Origin of the sequence: Pseudomonas sp. LS-2 (assembly GCF_003605735.1) — a bacterium.
GTDB lineage: Bacteria > Pseudomonadota > Gammaproteobacteria > Pseudomonadales > Pseudomonadaceae > Aquipseudomonas.
This window is the reverse complement of the sequence record NZ_QXTJ01000026.1, coordinates 81418-101761: the sequence shown is the minus strand read 5'-3', so window position 1 is coordinate 101761 and position 20344 is coordinate 81418. Positions and strand designations below refer to the sequence as shown.

Sequence of the window (20344 nt, the reverse complement as noted above, 5' to 3'; positions counted from 1 at the left end):
GAGTGTGTCCCTTAACCGCGTGGCGTAGCGGCAGCGGCAACCTTGGCATCCAGTTTCTTCTGGGCCTGAGGCTGGTTGCTGGCTTCGAGTGCTTGGCGTTGTTGTTGCAGAGCGGCGAGGGTGTCGGCGCTGGCCATCTGGGTGTCCTGCGGGTCGATCGGTGAGCCCGGACGTACACGCTGCAGACCGCTGACGACGATGCGGTCGTCCTTGGCCAGACCGCTGCGTACGATGCGCAGGCCTTCGAGCTTGGGACCCAGGTCAACGCTGCGGTAAACCGCCTTGTTGTCCTTGTCGACCACCAGCACGAATTTCTTGCCCAGATCGGTGCCCACTGCTTCGTCCTTGATCAGCATGGCCGAGTAGGTACCGCTGCCGACCAGTTTCAGGCGGGCGTACAGACCCGGGGTGTATTCGCCGTTGCTGTTGTCGAACACTGCGCGACCACGGATGGTGCCGGTGCGCGGATTGACCTGGTTGTCGACGAAGTTCATCTGACCCTGATGCGGGTTCTCGGCTTCGTTGGACAGGCCCATGTACACCGGCGTGGTCGCGCCACGTTTGCCATCGCGGGCCAGTTGGTTGTACTTGAGGAACACGCGCTCGTCGGCGTCGAAGTAGGCGTATACCTTGTCGGTGGACACCAGGCTGGTGAGGATCGTCTGATCGGCGGTGACGATGTTACCCGACGTGATTTCCGCACGGCTGACGCGACCGGTGATCGGCGCGGTAACCCGGGTAAAGCTCAGGTTCAGGCGAGCCAGATCAAGCTGAGCCTGGATGGCCGCGACGGCGGCTTTGGACTCCTGCGCGGTGGTGGTCCGCGAGTCAGCCAGTTCCGCCGAGATCGCGTTATTGGTGCGCAGACGCTCGCCACGCTGGGCTTCATTGTTGCTGCGAACCGACGCTGCCTTGGCCTGTTGCAGTTGTGCTTCGAGACGATGCACTTCGGCTTCGAACGGCCGCGGGTCGATCTGGAACAATAGATCGCCTTTCTTCACCAGCGCGCCGTCGGTAAATGCCACGGAGTCGATCTGCCCGGAGACCCGAGGACGAACCTGCACGGTTTCCGGCGCTTCCAGACGCGCGGTGACTTCATCCCATTCATTGACAGGCTGCTCAAGCACCTTGGCCACATTGACCTTGGCCGCAGCCGGCGCTTGAGCAGCAGTCTCCGGGCCTTTCCCGCAAGCACTGATCACGACCAGTGCCAAAGCGGCAAGGGGATAGCGCAAAGGAGTAAGTGACTGAACCATGGGAAAATCCGCCGATGTTATTGAGATGGGCGGATTCTGTTCCCGGGGGTTTTATTGCACGAATCGAATAAGCCGAAGGTAAATATCAGTGGGAATGATATTTACCTTGGCGAAGGCTCTGGGACGGGGAGTGGCTGCTTGATGAGGTGTTTTGGGACGTGTTGGTTGAGTCTCTTGCCTGTCCGCGGCCTTTCTTGCGCAATGAAACGCGTTGCGAAAATGCCCGGCAAGGCTTTGTAGTGATTGCAAGCCAAACTTGTCGTCGACTGTAAATCCATTATTATGGGGCGGCCTTTTCCCATCTTGCATCCTCCTCTGTGCATGTGTCCGATCCAGCTACTTCAGCGCCGGGTCGTCATTGCTGAACCAGACCTCGATCACGCCTTTTACGCCTTTCTGAGCAGGAGAAAGCGGTTCTATCCGCCAGGCTGCATCCGGTTTTCTGACCCTTATCCCGGCCTGGATGGCTTTTGCGCATTCGCGCCCGCCTTCGTCGTGGTATCGCACGGTGGTGTTGGATACTTGAGCGGGAGCGGGGCGGGCAGCGCGAAAAGCTGTTGCGACAACGTCCTCGATCGGTGGAACGCTGGCCCTCAAATCGTCGCGCCACCAGGATCTGAATCCCCGAACTTTGTCACGCTTATCCGGGCCGTAGATCTGCATGTAGATCGTCTTGCCCTTGCAGGCTGGATTCGCCATCTCTCCAGCGCCGCCCTTGGAGGAGGCAACGGACCTACCGGCGCAGCCCTCTTGAATATCCGCCAAGTCTCCAGGCGTACGAGCCCCTTTCACTTGCTTTTGTCCTACGAGTTGATCACGCCTCGTCGAGCAGGGGTGCATCGTGTTCCAGGCCCCGAACTCACTGTAGTCATAGCCCCAGTAAACGGCTGAAATCGGAGAATCCTTGACCAGGCAAGATCCTGAGGCCAATGCAGGGAGCCCAGACCGGGCCTCCACTATCACTTGGCACGCCGACCCCATACCTTGCTTGAGCGCTTCGCACGAAACAACAGTGTCCGCGATCATGCGCAGCCCAAAGTCGGAGTGTATGAGCCAACTCGCCTCGCCCTTGACGCAATAGGCATCCCCGGCGCGTAGCAGTGCCGCGGCCAGCCGATTTGCGGGGCCGGCTGAGTTAACGGTGTCTTCAGGGGGCGGCAGTTGTTCCCACAGTTGAGCGATTTCCGACATGGCTGCGCGCTCCCCCGCGACCCGTGAGCTCTGCACGGCCCGGTGCCCCTCAAGTGACTGCCATGCAGCCACGGCCAACGACAAGGCTGCGCCTGCACCCAGAGTCGCGCCAACGGCTCCGACCTGCCGTCCCCAGACACTCCTGGACGCCCCGCCAACCGCAAGCGGGTCGGGAGTCGCTTTACCAGAAGCCTCGGGCAATGAGGACGTCATGTCGGAGCCCACGTCGAACATGACCTCCAGGTGCTCTTGGAGCTGAATGATCAGAGCGGCGGAAAGACAACGTCCCAAGTCCGTTCCTAACGAAAAATAGGATTCCCATTGGTTTTCGCTAAAGAACTGGTCGCCGGTAGGTTCCTGAGGAAATTTAGGGTTCTGACGCTTGTAGTTCGCCACGTCTATCGAAACCGACCTGAACGTGTTGGGTTTAACCAGAATGAGAATTGCAGGTCCTGAAGAACCCTTGCCGGGGTATTCGACCGTGGCGAGCGCCAGGCAGGTTTCGTTTTCGTCGTCAGCCAGATTCTGCAGTGTGCCGAAGTACCTGGCGCTGCTGGACCAGGCGTTCTTTATGGCTGGAGAGATTGTTGATGCCAGCGACGAGGGGTCCCGGGGCTGACGGAACGTGATGACAATGTCCAGATCGATGCGTGCTTTGCGTACCAGGTTCTCAACATCCTCGAACGAGTAACCTGGGTCCGCTCCACAGTCGGCGAGCACGATCACGCTGGCCCGCTCAAGCAACAGTGCGTAAACGCCTGTGTTCTCGAAATGCCCACCGTCGCTCACGTACCAGTTATCTTCGGGACCGGCGCTGAATTTTGCGGACAGTTCCTGAAGCAACGCACTCGACTTGTTCACCATGCCTTTGAGTGCTCGCCCCATGAATGAGCTGCCTGCGACAGGCGTGCCCCTGCGTTCAGCTGGCGAGAGCCAGTACCCCAGTCGCACCCCCGCGAAGGTGAGTAAGGCTGCGAGCCCGCTTTGCGTGCGGGCACCCAGTCCCGGGGCGGCCGCGGCCCCGGAAATTGCCAACCACGCGCCCAGACTGAGCCGGCGAATTCCCCTGAACTCTCCCCGCCAGCCTTCCAGGCTCAGTCGTGAGTCGCCACCAGCCCGCACACTGAAGAGCAGACCCTTACGATCCCGGTTGAACAACCTGCCCTTGGGATCAGCTGTCTGGTTGACGCAGGTGTTGATGATGTGAACGGGCCCTCCGGCCAGATGCGGGCCGTAGTCTGCCAGCGATACGTCGTCCTCTGGAGTCACTTTGCCAACGTTGCGGACGTTGCTCGTGGTCAGCTCATATGCGTCAATCGGTTCAAGAGCCGAGATCGCTCCGCGACCGCTGAAGCGCAGGTTGTTGGTGGCCCCGAGATAACTGCGCACCAGTCGGGCCTTGTAAAACGTATGCAAGGAAGACAGGTTCAGGAAACCCAGGTTTGAACCGGTTGCGGTGACATAAAGGGCTGGGGGGACAAAGATTCATAGCAACGCCAGCCAGCCCGATACGAATTCCGGCTCGACCACCTCGGGTGGCTTACCACCGGATAACATGAGGTGTGGAAACACAGGCGCGAATGTCACTTTCAATACCAGCGACACCCAACATACGAGCAGCGCAGCGGTGAGCAGATAACCGACCAGTTGAAGAAGGTGGGGCACGATGAGACTGGTGGCCCCGGCAGGCTTCTGTTCCCGTCCTTTGGTGGTCCGAAGACTTATCATCAGGGCTTGGGCAGCGCCGGAAATGACAGCCAACAGTATGCCCAGGTCCAGTGTTTCAAAAACGCGCGTTTCGAATGCCAGAAGCCAGGCAAGACGCTCAGCGACGCCCAGTGCGAGAAGGAGCAGCGTAATGCCCAGGCACACCATCAGCCAGAACGTCAGCCCATTGCGCATCTCGGCAAGGGCATCTTGCTGGCGTTCATGGTCACCAGCCTCCCTGGAACCTCTAGGTTCCACTCGGCACCAAGTGAGGGAAGCGTGAAGCGCGGACGTGGCTAGAAGAACAGTGACTGCGGCTGCAATTGCCGGCAGAACATTGACGAACGCAACGGTATCTTGCAAGGGCGGGGATGGCGGCATGAGTTGTCCGACTTGCAGGGCAGCAGCCATCAATACTGCACCCAATGCTGCTTTTCCCACGCAATACCAACCGAATCGTTTGGTGACCCATTGGGTATCCCAATAAGTGAACCCAAGATGCAGTGCGATAGGTAAAACGACGGCAAGCAAAAGCCAGGCTGTTGGCAGCCAGGGTTTGAGGAGTAACAAGCCATGGAAGAGCGTCGCAGGGTCAGCGGCATAGCCTGTGTTTGCGATAAGTTGCCACACGCCAAGATCAAGGGCAGCCAGTAGGCTTCCTGCCAGAACCGCCAGAAGGCCAAATTCGAAATGCAACGCCAGGAGGCTGCGCAGGTAGATGGCAGCGGCGAATAACCGGTCCACAAGTCCTGCCGGAGCCAGGTAGCGTCCGTTTGCTCGCAACCACCAGCCGAACCATGTACTTTCGGCGTCGGCCATCGCGGCTTCCACCCGGTCGGCTGCGGCAACCCCATCTAGCCCCGTAGGCTTTGCTACGCCGGAAAGCTCACGATCATAAAGTCGCCCGAGCATACTGCCAACATAGCCGCCGCCGGAGACCGTCGACAATACGTCGAACCGACTGAGCAACTTCTGCTTCGCGAGGCCGCGCAGCAGGCCCAGGCAGAAGGTTGCGCTGCGGATCCCTCCTCCGGAAAGGGCCAGACCCCAGACGTCACTGACGCCATCTTCCTTTAATTGCCCAGCGACCGATGCGCCATCCATTCTGAGTTTGTTTCGGCGTTGTCGAATCAGGTCGTTCGAATCGTTAGGGCGCGCTTTTGCCTGTCCGGCAGCCACCTTCGCCTGCTCGTCTGAATGATCTTCAGCCATTGCCTGCTCTCCTTATCCTGATGAAAGGTTCGGAGAGATTCAGCCTCCAGACCGCGACTTGGCATCCTTGCAGCATTCGCGACCTGAACGTGCTGCGCTGGTAATCAGCGTTGTAACCTGGTGGAGAGGACGTAACTGAGCTATCCGTGGGCTAAGCATGGATCCAGAAAGCGAACTCCGCAAATTGCTCGGCATTCCACCAGTCGGCGTTACCGCGGCCATACTGAAAATTCCTCGCGCCCGCCTGACTTTGCAGCGGTGCAATAACGTCGCCCACGCTGTTGCGCCGAGCGGTATTGTCCAAGGTCTCCGGTACCACAAGCACGATGTGTCCGGATTTTCCGTCTTCCTTGCGTCTGGCGACGATGATGCCGACGGCCCCTTGATTGACCTCCTGCTGAAGCTTGTTCACCGTGCCGGTCTGGCGCCATCCGAACCCCAGCCCAAGGTCGCGCAACCACCTGAAAATGTCATTGGCGCGCATCTCTCTGATGGTGTCTCCGATAAGGGGCTGGACTTGTTGGCCGCTCGCCAGTTTCAACAGGGCAGGCGTGCTCCACCAGCAACGCGGCAGATAGGCACCGGCGAGGTAACAGAAGTCGTGGGCGTAGATGTTGCAAAACGTCAGTCCGTCATGTGGCCGGTAGCGTAGATGGTCGGGATCGTCGACGGCGAGCCAGAGGATGATCTGCGCAATCGAGTCCCGTAACTCTGCCGCGGTAGCGCCTGTTCTGCCGGGTTGGCTGGCCTCGTTGAGCGTGTGTGCATTGGCGGGATTGATCCTGCGGGTCATTACACCGTTTTTACGTGGCATGAAGACTGCCGGGATATTGGAGGTTCCGGGTAGGCCAGCGATAGGGGGGCTGAGGGTTTGCGTTAGAGAACTCTGGTGAGCGGGTGCCATGGCTTCGATGGGGGAATCCTCGGGAGCTGCCACCAGGAACTTCCTGAACGAAAACCCCTGAATGAATGCGCCGGACAGACTGGTCTCGATTTCCAAAAAACCATTCTTCGCGGCTTTGCTCAAGGCGCGAACCGGGTGACCGTCGGGGAGATTGGCGATGACATTTGCTTGTGCAGGCTCGCTGATCAAAGGACCGCTCCGCACTCGTAGCATGCCTTCGCGGGTCTGCACTCGCATCGGCGTCCCTTCCAACGTGACGGGTGTGGGCAGAGCAATGATGGCCTGATCAGGCGCCGGCGCTGGAAGGGCTGCGCTCGATTTATCGGTAGCTACCGTCTTGCACAGACGGACGAAGTCAACCAAGTTCTCGCCGTAGAATCGTCCATCGCTTTTGTGTCCCTGTTTCAGCCCCTTGGAGGGGTTGAAACCCCCGGTGTTGTAAACGATGCCCACATGGGTGAATTCCAGGTCGGTCAGCGGACTCTGGCGATGGAAAAGGTCAAGTTCATGCAACGCCGCTTTGAGTTCCCCCATGGCCCGAGCCAGCGAGCCACTGAAAGTAGCCCATTCGCGACTGAGGAAGAACCCCGGCTCCGTCTTGAAAAACTGCAGGTCTAACTGGAACACGCCATAGCCATGGCAAAACTTGTTGGCGTCCTTTGCGACCTTTTCGTAACCGGGAACGAACTTGGCCATGTCCACCAAGGCCTGGTGTGCCATGGTGAACATAGTCTCTCCTTGCTCGCTGGCCAAAAGCGCTGCCTTGTTGCGAGGGAATGCATTTCGACCAGCTGTATCATCAAGCGTGTCGCCAACGCACAGCGCCATGATCTGTGGCAGCGCAAGGTCGGCTTTTCGCAGGAAAGGCCAGATGCTGCCGGTCTCCTGACACGCCAAGGCGGCGATGTGATCCACCGTCAGGGGTGTTCCTGCGACAGTTTGCGCAATCTCGTCTTGAAATTGCTCTTTGAACCAACGAATGTCTTCTCTGCTCGCCATTCCCTGTCCCTCGTTCAATGTCGTGGTCACGGAGGTGGCCGCGTGCATGAAGAATAGGCGCCAGGATTTTCTATGCGCGGAGCACTGACAAAGGGAGGTTATGGGGATCGGCGATGTATCAAAGACTGTCCGGATCGCCAAAAAACATCTGAATCCGCGAACGCAACCAGCGCTCGCCCGGGTCGTTGTCCTGGGAACCGCGCCAGGCCATGTGCAGTTCGAAGGTGCGCGATTCCAGCGGCAGTTCTTCGGAACGCACGCCACCGGCGGCCGTCAATACGTCGGCTGCGTAGTCCGGGACGGTGGCGACGATGTCGGTGCCGGAGATGAGGGTCGCCAGGCCGTTGAACTGCGGGACGGCGAGCACGACGTGGCGCTTGCGCCCGATCTTTTCCAGGTACTCGTCGATGAAGCCACCCAGGTCACCGGCGAAAGACACCAGTGCGTGGGGGCGCGCGCAGAAGTCGTCCAGGGTGATGGCGCCGGGCATGGAGTCGGCGCGCAGCAGTTTGGGCCGACTGCGACGCAGGACTTTGCGCTTGGCGTTGGCCGGCAGGTCGTCGGTGTAGCTGACGCCGATGGAGATTTCGCCGGAAGACAGCAATGCGGGCATCAGAATGTAGTTGGTGCGGCGCACCACCAGTACGATGCCGGGGGCTTCCGAGCGCAGGCGTTTGAGCAGCGACGGCAGCAGGGCGAACTCGGCGTCGTCCGACAGGCCGATCCGAAACACGGCGGTGCTGGTGGCCGGGTCGAAATCGGCGGCGCGGCTCACCGCCGTGGAAATGGAGTCCAGCGCGGGGGAAAGCAGGCCGAAGATTTCCACGGCCCGTGCAGTCGGCTCCATGCTGCGACCGGTACGCACGAACAGCGGGTCGTCGAACAGACCGCGCAGTCGGGACAGGGCGGCACTGATGGCTGGCTGGCCGAGGAACAGTTTTTCCGCCGCACGCGTGACGCTGCGTTCATGCATGAGGGTTTCGAACACGATGAGCAGGTTGAGGTCGACGCGACGCAGGTCGTTGCGATTCATGACGGGGGTCTCGGGGACATTGGTCGATACGTTGGCCGCACGGGTGCAGGCCAGTGTTCAGCTCAAGCGCGGATATTAAGGGTAAAAGCCGATTGTCCGCACCGTTAAATTCATGCGCAAGCATACAAACGTGTTATCCATCACGACCGTCGATAATTTGCGCTGAACCTTATGAGGCAAAAATCGCCCAATTCGTACGCACCCGTACTCGGCGAATGCCCCGGCGTGTTGGCCGTTTTCCAGGCCACTGATGCGTGCGCTCATCCGGAATTTTCCGGCCGGGTTGCAATGTCCGGGCGAGATAACAACAATGACCGCCTTGAACAGCCGAGCATTCGATGGTTATCTAATGGCCGCCTTTCAGCAACAGAATCGATGACAGGCATGTCGACTATTAATAGCCACTGATAGTGTTACCGGCAGAGCCCGGATAGAGTTCATGGCATCAAGGTTCATAAGGCGAGGTTCGAAATGTCCCGCACGATCCGTTTTCATCAGTTTGGCCCGGCCGAGGTGCTCAAGGTAGAAGAGCAGCAAGCCGCGTTGCCAGCACCCGGAGAGGTGCAGATACGCGTCCAGGCGATCGGTGTGACCTGGTACGACGTGCTGTGGCGACAAAACCTGGCATCTTCCCAGGCACGGCTGCCAGCCGGGCTGGGCTCCGAAATGGCCGGCGTGGTCACTGCCGTCGGTGATGGTGTTTCCGATCTGAAGGTTGGCGACAAGGTTGCCAGTTTTCCATCGGCAGACCCTAACGTGCACCCCGTGTACGGCGAAATGATCAACTTGCCGCACACCTCCGTGACCCGTTATCCCGATGTGCTGACACCCAACGAAGCGGCGGTTCACTACACGCCGATGCTGGTGGCGTACTTTGCTTTCGTGGAACTGGCTCGCGCTAAACCCGGGCAAACCGCACTGGTCACTGATGCCAGCCATTGCGCAGGTCCTGCATTCCTGCAATTGGGCAACGCGCTGGGTCTGAAAGTGATTGCCGCGACCAAAACCGAGTCGTGCCGCGATTACTTGTTGACCATGGGTGCTGACAAGGTGGTGGTCACCGAAGAGCAGGATCTGCTCATGGCGATCAACAAGTACACCGACAACCGTGGGGTGGACATTGTCCTGGACGGTCTCGGCGGTCCGCAGATGTCGATGCTGGGCGATGTGCTCGCGCCTCGCGGCAGCCTGATCCTGTACGGCCTGCAAGGCGGCAATCAGACGCCGTTCCCGGCTTGTGCCGCGTTCCAGAAGAACATCCAGTTCTTCGTTCACTGTGTGGGCAACTTCACTGGCAAGCCAGAACTGGGTATCAACCAGGACGAAGAAGCGGTTAAACGTGCGTTGCGAGACATCAACCAGATGACCGCTGATCGGGTTCTCGTGCCTCAGATCACCAAGGTCTTTGCGTTCGATCAGATCGTCGAAGCGCATCGTTTGATGGACGGCTGCCCGGTAGGGGGTCGTGTGGTGGTGGAAGTCGAGTCTGCCTGAGCGCAATCCAGCGCGCTCCGTTGAATGTTCGACGCTTCTGGCCTGGCGTCGACGTTGTGAATCCGGTCATCGGTTGATCGATGTCCGCCCCGTCAGTGACCGGCCATGCAATACCAGACAAAGCCTTCCCGATTTATCAGGAAGGCTTTTTGTTTATTCGTCTAAAAGAATTAAACAGGTTCTCGACCGTGCAAAAGTGTTGAGCACGCACGGCTTCTCCCATGGAAGGTTAATCGGGTTTAAACACAGTCCGTTTAAAAAGAGATGCGTTCAAGTGGAAAACTGACGGGCAAACCGTCGATGTTCTGTACCTTGTATTTAATCTTCAGAGTCCGATAATGCGGGGGTAAAACATACTCAAGGAACGAGTCATGCCCCTGTTATTCATGTGGCCGGCCATCACGCCGTCTTTCAACCCGGTGCCCATGGGGCAAGCCACTTCAGGCTCGCGGCTTCTGGCCATTTTTATATCGGCATTGCAGCCGGACAGTTGTTGATCTGATGATCTCGGAACGGATGCTGTTACTTCGTGGCAGTGTGTGGGTATTCGATTCTTTATCACGATGATGGATCGTGACGAGTTCGATGTTATCGCTGGGCTGAATTATTCAGGTGTCGACATTATGAGCTCTCTTCATGAGCAGGCAATGAACTATGTCTATCAGCAAGTACTGCAACGTCTGCTGAGTTATTTCAACCGCGCCGAAAGAACGGCATTGCAATTATTGATACAGCGGCTTGTCGTGGCGGCCGGCGGCATCGACCGAATCGGTCATTACAAGGTCCTGGTCGCGTTCAGTGGCGGCAAGGACAGCGCCTATACAGTCGCATTGCTGCGCGCGGCACAGCTGAGTATCGCCGGGCGCGGACCTGAGACGTTCAGCCTGCGTATCGCCAACATGCGCCACCCCGGTATGACCTCGGCGGTCATGGACAACATTAACCGCTGCTATTCGGCGCTGTTTCTGCACGACGATCCCAGGGTCGAGCTGCTGGTGGTCGATCACCAGTATGTTCAGACCTTTGAACCGGATCTGCCGTTCTCCATTGCCGGACGCGAGCAGAGCCGATCCGACATGTTGCTCGGCGGGCACCTGACGGCTGGCGATGCACGCACCACCTTCTGCAACAGCTGTTATCTGGGAATGGCCGAGTTTCTGGGGCGCGCCGCGTGCTGGCGCGATGGCGTGGATGCGGTGCTCAGCGGCGACTCGCTCAAGGAGCAAAAACAGTACGCCACGTGGATCATGCGTCTGGCCCGGCGCAACGGGCAAGAGGTCGCAGACTGGCACACGCTCAGCTTCAGTTCGGCGCTGCACACCATCGATACGGTCGGTCGCGCCTACTACCGGGAGCTGTATGGCGAGGATACGCAGCCGGCCGGTTCCATGCGTCGGCCCATGGGCTACCCGATCAAGCCCGTTTCACCGACCTTCCTGACACTGGTGGATCTGATCGGATTCCGGCTGGAGGATCACTGGCCTTTGCTCACGGATTTTCTGGGCTTTCGCTTCGATGACCTGGCGTTCAGTTTCAGTGAATCCGATTGTGCAAACCCGCTGCTGATGGCGCACATGCGCGGGCTCAGGGCCGAATTCGTGCAGGGGCGCAACTATGCTGACGGCATCCATGAGTACCTGGAACTGGCAGCGGCCATGATGCGTCGCAAGCGTATGCCCCGACGCCTGATCGTGCAGGCGATGGCGGCCTACGATGACCCTGACAAACTGGACGAGCGCCGCGCGCTGGCAGCGGGCTACGCCCAGGAAGCCTTCGGCTTGAGTGAAGTGCAACTGGTCTGCCTGCTGTTCGCCCCGTTCGTCGATGCCGGGGCACAGCTGGAACCTTTTCTGCGCCGCTGTCATCCGGGCATGTTGGTGGCGCAAGGGGACCTGCACAAGGCATTGGCCGGCCAACCCGCCCCCGATCAGGTCGTGCAGTGGCTGGTGGAAGTCAGCGGCTTGAGTCTCAAGGGGCTGCAGAATCTTTACGCCAAGCGTCGTGTGGATTTCAGTGACGACAGCTCGCTCATTGCCAGGGTGCGTGCCAGCGATCCGGACAAGGGTCGAGTGGTGACGATCGATCCGAAGACCGGTGAAACCGTGTCCGAACTGGTGTCCGGTCGCTGAAGGATGGCCGAAGCCATAGACGCCAGTGTCAGTCTATGACCGCAATTTTTTTCTATGACCCTGCGAATTACGCATGGATGGGGTGTGTCCGATGAATAACAACAAGACCGATTTTGCCTACCAGATGGTGTATCGCTACCTGTCGCGGCTGACCAACGAACTGCCCGGTGGACCGGCTGTGAAGTTACCGTCCCTGCGCCTGCTGGCCCGGCGTCTGCGAGTGTCCATCTCGACGGTACAGAATGCCTATTCGTTGCTGGAGAAAGAGGGCCGCATCTGCTCGATACCCAAGTCCGGCTATTACGCGTTGCCCCAGCCTTGCAACGACACGCATTGCGAAGGCAACGATCTGCTGGAGCGCTATCAGGCCAGCGCACGGCGCCCTGACATGTTCGTGTTCGGCGCCGATGAACCCACGCTGCTGCAATCGCTCGATGGCGCGTTGCTGCATCTGGAGCGAGACCTGATTCGCCATTATCCCTGCCAGCCCGACCCGCGTTTCCAGCCTTTTGGCGACGTCGAACTGCGCAGCGCCCTGGCGGGGTATTACACCTCGTCGACGGAGCGCTGCTGGCATCCGGATAACGTATTCATCGGTCCGGACAAGACCGGCGTCTTGAAGACCGTGCTCAAGGCATTGCAACTGCGCGACTGCGCGGTGCTGGTGGAATCGCCCTGCAGTTGGAGCATGCTGCGCACATTGCAGTCTCTGGGTATTCGCGTCGTGGAGTGGTGCGCAGATGCCGAGGGCGTCCTCGACATAGACGAACTCAATGGGCTGTTGCAGCACGCGGACATCCGCATGGCGATCCTGTCGTCTCGGATGGACCCTGTGCGGGGCCGGATCATGCCAGGCGAGCAACGGCAGCGGCTGGCCAATCTGTTGAATCGTCATGGTCTGTGGGTGCTGGAAAACGACAGTCAGGGCGTGCTGTGTTTTGACGATCGAACGGCTCCCTTGCGCGATTTGATTGATCCCGAACGGCTGCTGATTCTCGGCGGGCTGGACAAGACCATCGGGCTGGAGGCGCCGTTTGGCTATCTGCTGAGCCGCCATTCACGGCCTCTGTGGCATCAGCAGATGCTGCTGCGTTCGTTTCGGCTGCCGCCGTTGCGGCAGAAGGCAGTTGCGCGGCTGATCAGCTCGGGTCAGTACGAGCGGCATCTGCACCATCTGCGCCGGAGCCTGCACGAACGAATGGGAAATCTGGGGATGCTGGTCAATCGATATCTGGGGGAGGAGGTGCGTTTCGAGCAGCCCCAGGGCGGAGCGACGATCTGGCTGAGCAGTGTCAACCGGGTAGACATGGGACGTGTGTTCGAGCGCTTGCTGGAGCGGCGGATCGTCATCGCACCGGGGGAACTGTTCAGTGTGCGCGGCCTGCACCAGCAAAGCCTGTGCCTGAGCGGTGCCGCAGACTGGAGCCAGAACATCGAATCGATGCTGGTCATGATCCGCGACGCGTTGGTGCAGGAGCGGCTGGTGTGACGGGGCAGTCGCGGGGTGGCGGTAGGTTTATTTGATGCCCAGCCGATGATCGAGCGACAACCTGCCAGCGCCCTTGGCGATGATGATCAGCAGCAGGCCGGCCCAGGTCAGGTGCGTGGCCCAGGCGTCGGGGTAGACGAACACCTCGATCACCGTGGTCATGCCCAGCAGCGCCAACGCCGACAGCCGCGAAAATAGCCCCAAAATCAGTAGCAGCGGGAACAGATGTTCGGCATAGGTTGCCAGGTGTGCAGCGATCTCCGGCGGCACCAGTGGCAGGTTGTACTCGGTGCGAAACAGCTCGTAGGTGCTGTCGGTGATGGTCAGAAAGCCTTCGACCTTGGTACGGCCGGACATCAGGAAAACACCGGCGATGGCCAGGCGCGCGATCAACGACAGCCATGAGTCGGAAATCAGTTGGTGAAGGCGGTCGGTCAGACGGTTCCAGGTGCCGCGCAGCGATTTGGGCCCCGACAGTTCAGTGCGTAGTGTTTGCATGGTGTGCTCCGGTTTCCCGTTGAGGGAAGGTCAGTCAGGAAAGCTCGGTGGCTGCGAACACGTCGGCGCTGACCAGCCGTGTGAGCAGTTCGAGGATGTCCAGCGAAGGCTGAACGTCACTGGCGTGATCAGCCGCCTGTTCAAGCGGGGCCCCGGCAGCGCAGGCATCGAGAAATGCCGACTCACCGATCGCCAGCGCCTGCCAGGTGACGACGCCGCCGGTGCGCACCAGCAGCGCGCCTTCACCGCGCCAGTCGAGTGCCTCTGGCATCGCCAGCCGTTCGCGGTTGTGCCGCCAGATCGTGAACACCGGCTGTTCGGCAAACCACATCCAGCGAGCGGCTGCACGTGGCGTGAGCCGCAGCGAGGTTAGCTGCTCGGGTGAGAGGCCGGCGATCCGGTTCAGATCGATGCCAGGTTCTTCGGCGCTGGTGTGGCACTGGTTCCACAACAGATCCAGTCGCGCGACGTTGCCCAGATACGGCATCTCCCGCGCATGTTCGAAACGGTCGAGAAAATCGGGGAAGCTGCGGCCGTGATGGACCAGTCGTGCATCCACCGCAGGCGACTGCCTGGCATGAATCGCCGCTGCGGCGAGAAACCACTCGCTGCCCACCAGGCGCTCGACTGTGGGGAAGTTGGCCTGCAAGGCATCCACCGCACCCTTCATCACCGTGTTGCGGTACACCGTGAAACCGGGCTGTTCGGTGAGCAATGTCAGCCTGTCGGCTTCGGGGTCGTAAAGTGCTTCGACGAAGGCATCCTGGAATTGGCTCAGTGACTGTTTCATGGCAGCAGCTCCAGCAGGGATTGGGCCCGGTCGCGTTCCTGCAGCAGTTCGCCGAACGGCGGAAGGTGGTCGTCGCGCTCAATGAGGGTCGGTCGCGGGCCTATGCGGCGGATCAGTCGTTGGTACAGGGCCCAGACCCCTTCGGCGACCGGGGCGTCGTGGGAGTCGATGAGCAGCGCAGCGCCCCCGGGATCCTCACTGTGCCCGGCCAGGTGAACCTCCACGACCGCCTCGCCGGGGAACGCATCCACATAATCGTTGGCGTCGTAGCCCATGTTGTGGGCGCTGAGAAACACGTTGTTGATGTCCAGCAGCAATCCGCAGCCCGTGCGCTCGCTCAGCTCGGCAAGAAACCCGATTTCGCTGAAATCATGGCCTGGCATCTTCAGGTAGTGGCTGGGGTTTTCGATGGCGATGCGCCGCTGAAGGAATGCCTGAGTGCAATCAATATTGTTGGCGATGCGCTGCAAGGCTTCCTCGGTGCGAGGGAAGGGCAGCAGATCGGGGTGATACTGACCCCGCCAGGCGGACCAGGTGAGGTGCTCGGAAACAAGGGCCGGTTGAACCCGGTCGGCGAGAGTCTTGAGCCGCTGCAGGTGTTCGCGGTCTGGCGCGCAATCGGCCGCCAGCGACAGGGACACCCCGTGCAGGGACAACGGATGACGACTGCCGATCGTTTCCAGCCAGGCCAGGCGCGGGCCGCCGTCGATCATGTAGTTCTCCGGATGGACCTCGAACCACAACCCTCGGGCAGCACAGTCATAGGCTGCTTCGTAGTGGTCGGCCTTGAGGCCCAGTCCGGCACCCAGTGTGAGTGGTGTGTTCATGATCGACGTCTGCCCTTGCGCTTGGTTCTAGGGTATTGCCCTGAGGGTCTCGTCGGTTACATCGCGGTCAGCGAACCCATGCCGTGCGGGGTCTTGATCGAGGTGCAGGTGCCGGCCGGAACGTTCTTCCAGGCGTTGGTCTGGTAGTCGGTCTTGGCGGTGCCTGCGCAGGTGGTGCCAGCGCCGGCCTTGCAGTCGTTCTTGCCGGCCATGGCCACGCCGTAGCATTTTTCCATGGCCGGTGCGGCCATTTTTTCGGCGGCCATTGCGCCAGAAGCCATGGAAGCGAAAGCCAGAGCGGCGGCAGCGAGTGTGATGTTGTTCATGTCGTTTCTCCAATTACCTTGATTGAGGGTGGTCGCAGCACCTGCGTATCAGCCACGCTGTGCATCTGATCCGAAAGGTAGTTCGCTGGAAAAACCAAGACGGTTACACCGCGTTGCAAATATTTCTGAAATTTTTCTTCGGGGGTGTAAACCCGGCCCGATCAGTTGACGACGCCATACTCGACCAGCAGCGTTTCCATCCAGTCCATGAACACGCGACAGCGTTGCGGCAGGTGGCGGCGGTGGGCGTAGAGGAGGGACACGGGCATGGGCGCTGGCCGGTAATCGGGCAGGACTTCCACCAGATCGCCGCGTTGCAGTTGATATTCCTTGGAAAGGCGCGGCGCCTGGACAATCCCCAATCCGCCAAGACAGGCCGCTTCATAGGCCTCGACGTTGTTCACTTTGACGCTGCAGGGCATTGCCAGGCGGTGGTCCTTGCCGTCGCGGTGGTACTCGAACACCGCGCTGCTTGCGCCAAAGGCTGAAACATAGTCGATCAGCCGGTGCCGTTGCAGGTCTTCCAGGGTCTGCGGCACGCCGTAGCGTTCGGCGTAACCGGTGCTGACGCAGTTGATCATGCTGAAGTGGCCGACATTGCGCGCGACCAGCGAATTGTCCGGCAACTCGCCCACGCGCATCACACAGTCGAAGCCTTCGCGAACCAGATCGACCCTGCGGTCGGTGCTGCTGATTTCCAGCTCAATCAGCGGATGACGGTCTATGAATTCACTCAGACGCGGCAGCACCAGCCTGCGCGCCACGGCAGTGGGCATGTCCACCCGAAGGCGTCCGCTGAGCACCGCGTTGTCCTGGCGGAACAGGTTCTCGACATCGTCCATCTGCGCCAGCAAATCCTTGCTGCGCTCGTACAGCACCTGACCGTCCGGAGTGGTTTGCACTTTGCGCGTCGTGCGCAGCAACAGGCGGGTGTCGAGCAACTGTTCCAGCGCACGGATCTGCTCGGACACGCTGGAGCGGGGCAGGCCGAGCGCATCGCTGGCCAGGGTGAAGCTCGAAAGCTCGGCGACGCGGACGAAGGTCTTGAGCAGATCCAGTTTGTTCATCGATGCGTTTCTCGATTGTTCGTTCAGGGCGATCAGTCATTTCGATTGTCGGACGTTTATCGAATCCTGTTCGAACAATACTCTGGTCCTCACTGACTGAACACAGCCACTCGAGGAAATACACATGAGCAATAAAATCGCGATCATCACCGGTGCAAGCCGTGGTCTGGGCAAGAACACCGCGCTGCACCTGGCAAGGCAGGGTGTCGATATCATCGGCACTTATCACAGCCGTGAAGATGAGGCGCAAAACGTCGTCGCTGAAATCGAAGCGCTGGGGGGCAAGGCGAAAATGCTGCAACTGGATGTGGGCGACAGCGGTCGTTTCGAGACGTTCGCCACGCAGGTGTCAGCGCTGCTGAGCGCTTATTTCAAGGCCGAGCGCTTCGACTTTCTGGTGAACAACGCCGGGGTGGGCATGTACGCCAGTTGCGCGGAAACCACCGAAGCGCAGTTCGACCACTTGATGAAAGTGCATTTGAAAGGGCCGTTCTTCCTGACGCAGAAACTGCTGCCGCTGATCGCCGATGGCGGCCGTATCGTCAATCTTTCATCTGGCCTGGCGCGGTTTTCGCCCATCGGGTACGCAGCCTACGCTTCGATGAAAGGCGGGATCGAGGTCTGGACCCGCTATCTGGCCAACGAGCTTGGACCGCGTGGCATCACGGTCAACGCCATCGCCCCCGGTGCCATCGAGACCGATTTCGGTGGCGGCACCGTGCGTGACAACAAGGATGTGAATGCCTGGGTCGCGGCCAACACCGCCATGAAACGTGCGGGTCTGCCGGATGACATCGGTGCGGCGATTTCGATGCTGCTGGGCGACGGCGGACGCTGGATCACCGCGCAACGCATCGAGGTGTCGGGCGGGATGTTCGTCTGAGGTCGTCATTGGCCGCAGTGTCGCCGCCTGCAAGCCGTGCGGCTGCATCAACCCTTGATGTAATAGATGCACAGCGACAGGGTCACCAGCGAGCCGAGTGTCGAAATCAGAATGGTACTCGACACCACCGACGCCTCGCGCTTGTAATACTCGGCGAGCATGAACGGCCCGGTGCCGGTGGGCAGGGCGCTGAGCAACAGCGCGGAGTTGGCCCACAGCGGCGGCAGGTGAAACACGCGAAAGGCCAGAAACCAGGTCAATAGCGGGTGGGCGATCAGTTTGATCAACACCAGAAGGCTCGTGCCATGGCGCGGGCCTTGTTGTTTGTGGGCCAGAAACAGGCCGAGTGAAATCAGCGCGCAGGGCGTGGTCGCAGCGCCCAGCAGGCTGAGAAACTTGTCCAGCGCGCCCGGCAGCGGTATGCCGGTCCAGGCCCAACAGGCCCCCAGAATCGGCGACACCACTAATGGGTTCCTGGCCAGCGCGAGAAGCACTTTGAGCACGATGCGGTGGACCCGAGCCTCGCTCTGCAGGCCGATCTCGATGCACACCAGGGCGATGCCGAACAATACGCACACCACCAGCAGCGAAGCGATCAGCGCCGGTTCCAGTCCCGTCGGTCCCAGCACCATCACGCACAGCGGAATGCCGATGTAGCCGGTATTGGCGTACGACGCACTCAACGCATCGATGCTCGCGTCGGCAAAGTGCCCGGCCTTCTTGCGGCGCAGCAGCAGGGTGATCACGAACATCGTCATCGTGGACAGGGTGAACGCCACGACGAAGCCTGGATGCCAGATCTGCTCCCAGGTGGCCGTCGCGGTCGCGTTGAACAACAGCGCTGGCAGGCAAAGCCAGACCACCATCCGGTTGATTTCCGAGGCGGCAGTAGGGCCAAGGCGGTTGGTGCGACGGCAGAGGTAGCCGACCAGAATCAGGGCAAAGATCGGCAGCAGCACACTCAAAACGGAAGACATCGGGCCTCGGCCTTGGCTCACAGGGAAGCGATTATTTGAAAGGGGTGTTGAAACAAGCGGCAAAGATTAATGACCGAAATCGTTAGCGTCCAACCTTTCTTTGCGCTAGGGGGTCGGTTTTACGGCTTCTGAAGCCTGACCCAGAGCGGTCAGGAACAAGGAGAGGTGGGTGCCCGAACGGTTTCCGGACACCGGGTGAGGGTCATTTCTTGACGGGGGCGATGTCAGTGATCTGGCCGTTGGTGGTCTGCACTTCAACGTACTTGTCGTTGATGCGTACCCACTGACTCTGCTTGGAAGGCTCCTTGAGGCCTTTGGCTTTCCAGTCTTTGATCGCCGCTTCAGGGCGCTGGAATTTTTCCGGGGCACGATCGCCTTTTTCCAGATCCCGCATGTTGTCTTTGGAGGGTTGAACGGTCTGCGCTGGTGCGTCCTCGGCCTGGACGGCGATACTGGTGAGCGAAACACAGCCCAGAATCGTCAGACCGGCGATGAGCGTTTTCTTGTTCATATGAAGCTCCTTATCCAGTGCGTAATGCGCTGTTCATAAGCTCCGACCTTGAACGGGGTGAATCATTCAGTGGTTTTATGAGGGGAGCGGCAGTCAAGCCGCCCCGCAACGTTCAGCGTCAGTTGCTCAGGGCCGCCGTCACACTGACCGACAACGGTGTGGTCGAACGGCCGATCAACGTGCTCAGTTGCTTGCCGTCGTCGAACAGCGCGCCCTTGGCTGCGGCAGTGTCCGAGTCTGACAGCAGGTCAGCCACGAATTCCGGCAGACCGGCCTGCAACAGCGCCGCTTTGTAACCCGCTTGCGGCAGATCGGTGTAGACCAGCGGTTTACCGACCTGGCGGCTGACCTCTGCGGCGAATTCGCTCAAGGTGTACGACGTATCTCCGGCCAGTTCATAGACCTTGCCCGCTTGATCATCTGCGGATGTCAGGACCGCGACGGCTGCCTCAGCGTAATCGGCACGTGCCGCAGAGCTGATGCGGCCATCGCCTGCACTGCCGAAATGCGCGCCATGGGCAACGTCTGCTGCGATACCTGCGGTGTAGTTTTCGTGGTACCAGCCATTGCGCAACAGCACGCCCGTCAGGCCGGACTGGCTCAGCGCAGCTTCGGTCTGACGATGCTCTTCAGCCAGACCCAGCAACGAGGTGTCGGCATGGAGCACGCTGGTGTAGGCCAGCAATTTGACCCCGGCGCGCTTGGCGGCGTCGATCACGGCCTGGTGCTGAGCGACGCGCTGGCCGACTTCACTGGAGGAAATCAGCAGGACCTTGTCGGCCCCGGCGAATGCGCTGTCCAGGGTTTCAGGTTTCGAGTAGTCCGCTTCACGCACCTGCACGCCCCTGGCGGCCAGGTCGGCGGCTTTCTCGGGGCTGCGCACGGCGGCAACGATGTGTGCGGCGGGGACCTTCTGCAGCAGGCGGTCGATAACGAGACGGCCCAATTGGCCAGTGGCACCGGTGATCACGAACATGATGGTTTCCTGCATGACATTGAATGTGCGCTCAGCATAAACGCCATGCTAACCTTTGGTAAGTACGCACAAAAA

18 protein-coding genes are annotated in these 20344 nt (G+C 60.0%); 5 read left to right on the top strand and 13 right to left on the bottom strand.

Features of this window, described 5'->3' with window-relative positions:
• Positions 1-11 precede the first annotated feature (11 nt).
• The 5 genes from mexE to D3M70_RS15340 all read right to left on the bottom strand — a co-directional run bounded on the left by mexE (position 12) and on the right by D3M70_RS15340 (position 8302).
• Entirely contained in the window at positions 12-1256 is a 1245-nt protein-coding gene (gene mexE, locus D3M70_RS15360; RefSeq protein ID WP_120126585.1) for a multidrug efflux RND transporter periplasmic adaptor subunit MexE, read from the bottom strand.
• 336 nt (positions 1257-1592) lie between these two features.
• Positions 1593-3836 (bottom strand): hypothetical protein, encoded by a 2244-nt coding sequence (locus tag D3M70_RS15355; RefSeq protein WP_133306473.1) that lies wholly within the window; start codon positions 3834-3836, stop codon positions 1593-1595.
• A gap of 96 nt (positions 3837-3932) precedes the next feature.
• Entirely contained in the window at positions 3933-5366 is a 1434-nt protein-coding gene (locus tag D3M70_RS15350; RefSeq protein ID WP_120126583.1) for a hypothetical protein, read from the bottom strand.
• A 151-nt stretch (positions 5367-5517) separates the two neighbouring features.
• A complete protein-coding gene (locus D3M70_RS15345) occupies positions 5518-7269 on the bottom strand; it encodes a hypothetical protein (protein WP_120126828.1) in 1752 nt (583 codons plus the stop codon).
• 118 nt (positions 7270-7387) lie between these two features.
• Positions 7388-8302: a LysR family transcriptional regulator gene (locus D3M70_RS15340; RefSeq protein WP_120126582.1), complete on the bottom strand. Its 915-nt coding sequence runs from the start codon at positions 8300-8302 to the stop codon at positions 7388-7390.
• 471 nt (positions 8303-8773) lie between these two features.
• On the opposite strand from D3M70_RS15340, the gene D3M70_RS15330 reads away from it, so the two are divergent.
• From D3M70_RS15330 to D3M70_RS15320, 4 genes are all read left to right on the top strand, one after another.
• Positions 8774-9796 (top strand): zinc-dependent alcohol dehydrogenase family protein, encoded by a 1023-nt coding sequence (locus D3M70_RS15330; RefSeq protein WP_120126580.1) that lies wholly within the window; start codon positions 8774-8776, stop codon positions 9794-9796.
• 371 nt (positions 9797-10167) lie between these two features.
• A complete protein-coding gene (locus D3M70_RS33235) occupies positions 10168-10293 on the top strand; it encodes a hypothetical protein (RefSeq protein ID WP_256659859.1) in 126 nt (41 codons plus the stop codon).
• Between the two features lie 126 nt (positions 10294-10419).
• Positions 10420-11925 (top strand): hypothetical protein, encoded by a 1506-nt coding sequence (locus D3M70_RS15325; RefSeq protein ID WP_120126827.1) that lies wholly within the window; start codon positions 10420-10422, stop codon positions 11923-11925.
• Positions 11926-12016: 91 nt separating this feature from the next.
• On the top strand, positions 12017-13414 hold the full coding sequence (locus D3M70_RS15320; RefSeq protein WP_120126579.1) for a PLP-dependent aminotransferase family protein: 1398 nt from the start codon (positions 12017-12019) through the stop codon (positions 13412-13414).
• A 27-nt stretch (positions 13415-13441) separates the two neighbouring features.
• Here the strand turns inward: D3M70_RS15320 and D3M70_RS15315 are convergent, their stop codons facing one another.
• From D3M70_RS15315 to D3M70_RS15295, 5 genes are all read right to left on the bottom strand, one after another.
• A complete protein-coding gene (locus D3M70_RS15315; protein WP_120126578.1) occupies positions 13442-13912 on the bottom strand; it encodes a DoxX family protein in 471 nt (156 codons plus the stop codon).
• Positions 13913-13946: 34 nt separating this feature from the next.
• Positions 13947-14702 (bottom strand): DNA-binding domain-containing protein, encoded by a 756-nt coding sequence (locus tag D3M70_RS15310; RefSeq protein ID WP_120126577.1) that lies wholly within the window; start codon positions 14700-14702, stop codon positions 13947-13949.
• The gene (locus D3M70_RS15305) at positions 14699-15529 is read right to left on the bottom strand and encodes a DUF692 domain-containing protein (RefSeq protein ID WP_120126576.1); all 831 of its coding nucleotides are present in this window, start codon (positions 15527-15529) and stop codon (positions 14699-14701) included. Before D3M70_RS15305 ends, D3M70_RS15310 begins: the two co-directional genes overlap by 4 nt.
• A 56-nt stretch (positions 15530-15585) precedes the next feature.
• Complete coding sequence (locus tag D3M70_RS15300) at positions 15586-15855, bottom strand: DUF2282 domain-containing protein (protein ID WP_120126575.1); 270 nt, start codon at positions 15853-15855, stop codon at positions 15586-15588.
• A 161-nt stretch (positions 15856-16016) separates the two neighbouring features.
• A complete protein-coding gene (locus tag D3M70_RS15295; protein WP_120126574.1) occupies positions 16017-16922 on the bottom strand; it encodes a LysR family transcriptional regulator in 906 nt (301 codons plus the stop codon).
• A gap of 124 nt (positions 16923-17046) precedes the next feature.
• Between D3M70_RS15295 and D3M70_RS15290 the strand changes: the two genes are divergently transcribed.
• Positions 17047-17805, top strand: a complete 759-nt coding sequence (locus D3M70_RS15290) for an SDR family NAD(P)-dependent oxidoreductase (protein ID WP_120126573.1) — start codon at positions 17047-17049, stop codon at positions 17803-17805.
• A 47-nt stretch (positions 17806-17852) separates the two neighbouring features.
• On the opposite strand, the gene D3M70_RS15285 is transcribed toward D3M70_RS15290, so the two are convergent.
• The 3 genes from D3M70_RS15285 to D3M70_RS15275 form a co-directional block, all read right to left on the bottom strand.
• Positions 17853-18782: an AEC family transporter gene (locus D3M70_RS15285; RefSeq protein WP_120126572.1), complete on the bottom strand. Its 930-nt coding sequence runs from the start codon at positions 18780-18782 to the stop codon at positions 17853-17855.
• A 202-nt stretch (positions 18783-18984) separates the two neighbouring features.
• Positions 18985-19293, bottom strand: a complete 309-nt coding sequence (locus tag D3M70_RS15280; protein ID WP_120126571.1) for an RcnB family protein — start codon at positions 19291-19293, stop codon at positions 18985-18987.
• 118 nt (positions 19294-19411) lie between these two features.
• Positions 19412-20269 (bottom strand): SDR family oxidoreductase, encoded by an 858-nt coding sequence (locus D3M70_RS15275; RefSeq protein WP_120126570.1) that lies wholly within the window; start codon positions 20267-20269, stop codon positions 19412-19414.
• Positions 20270-20344: the final 75 nt, after the last annotated feature.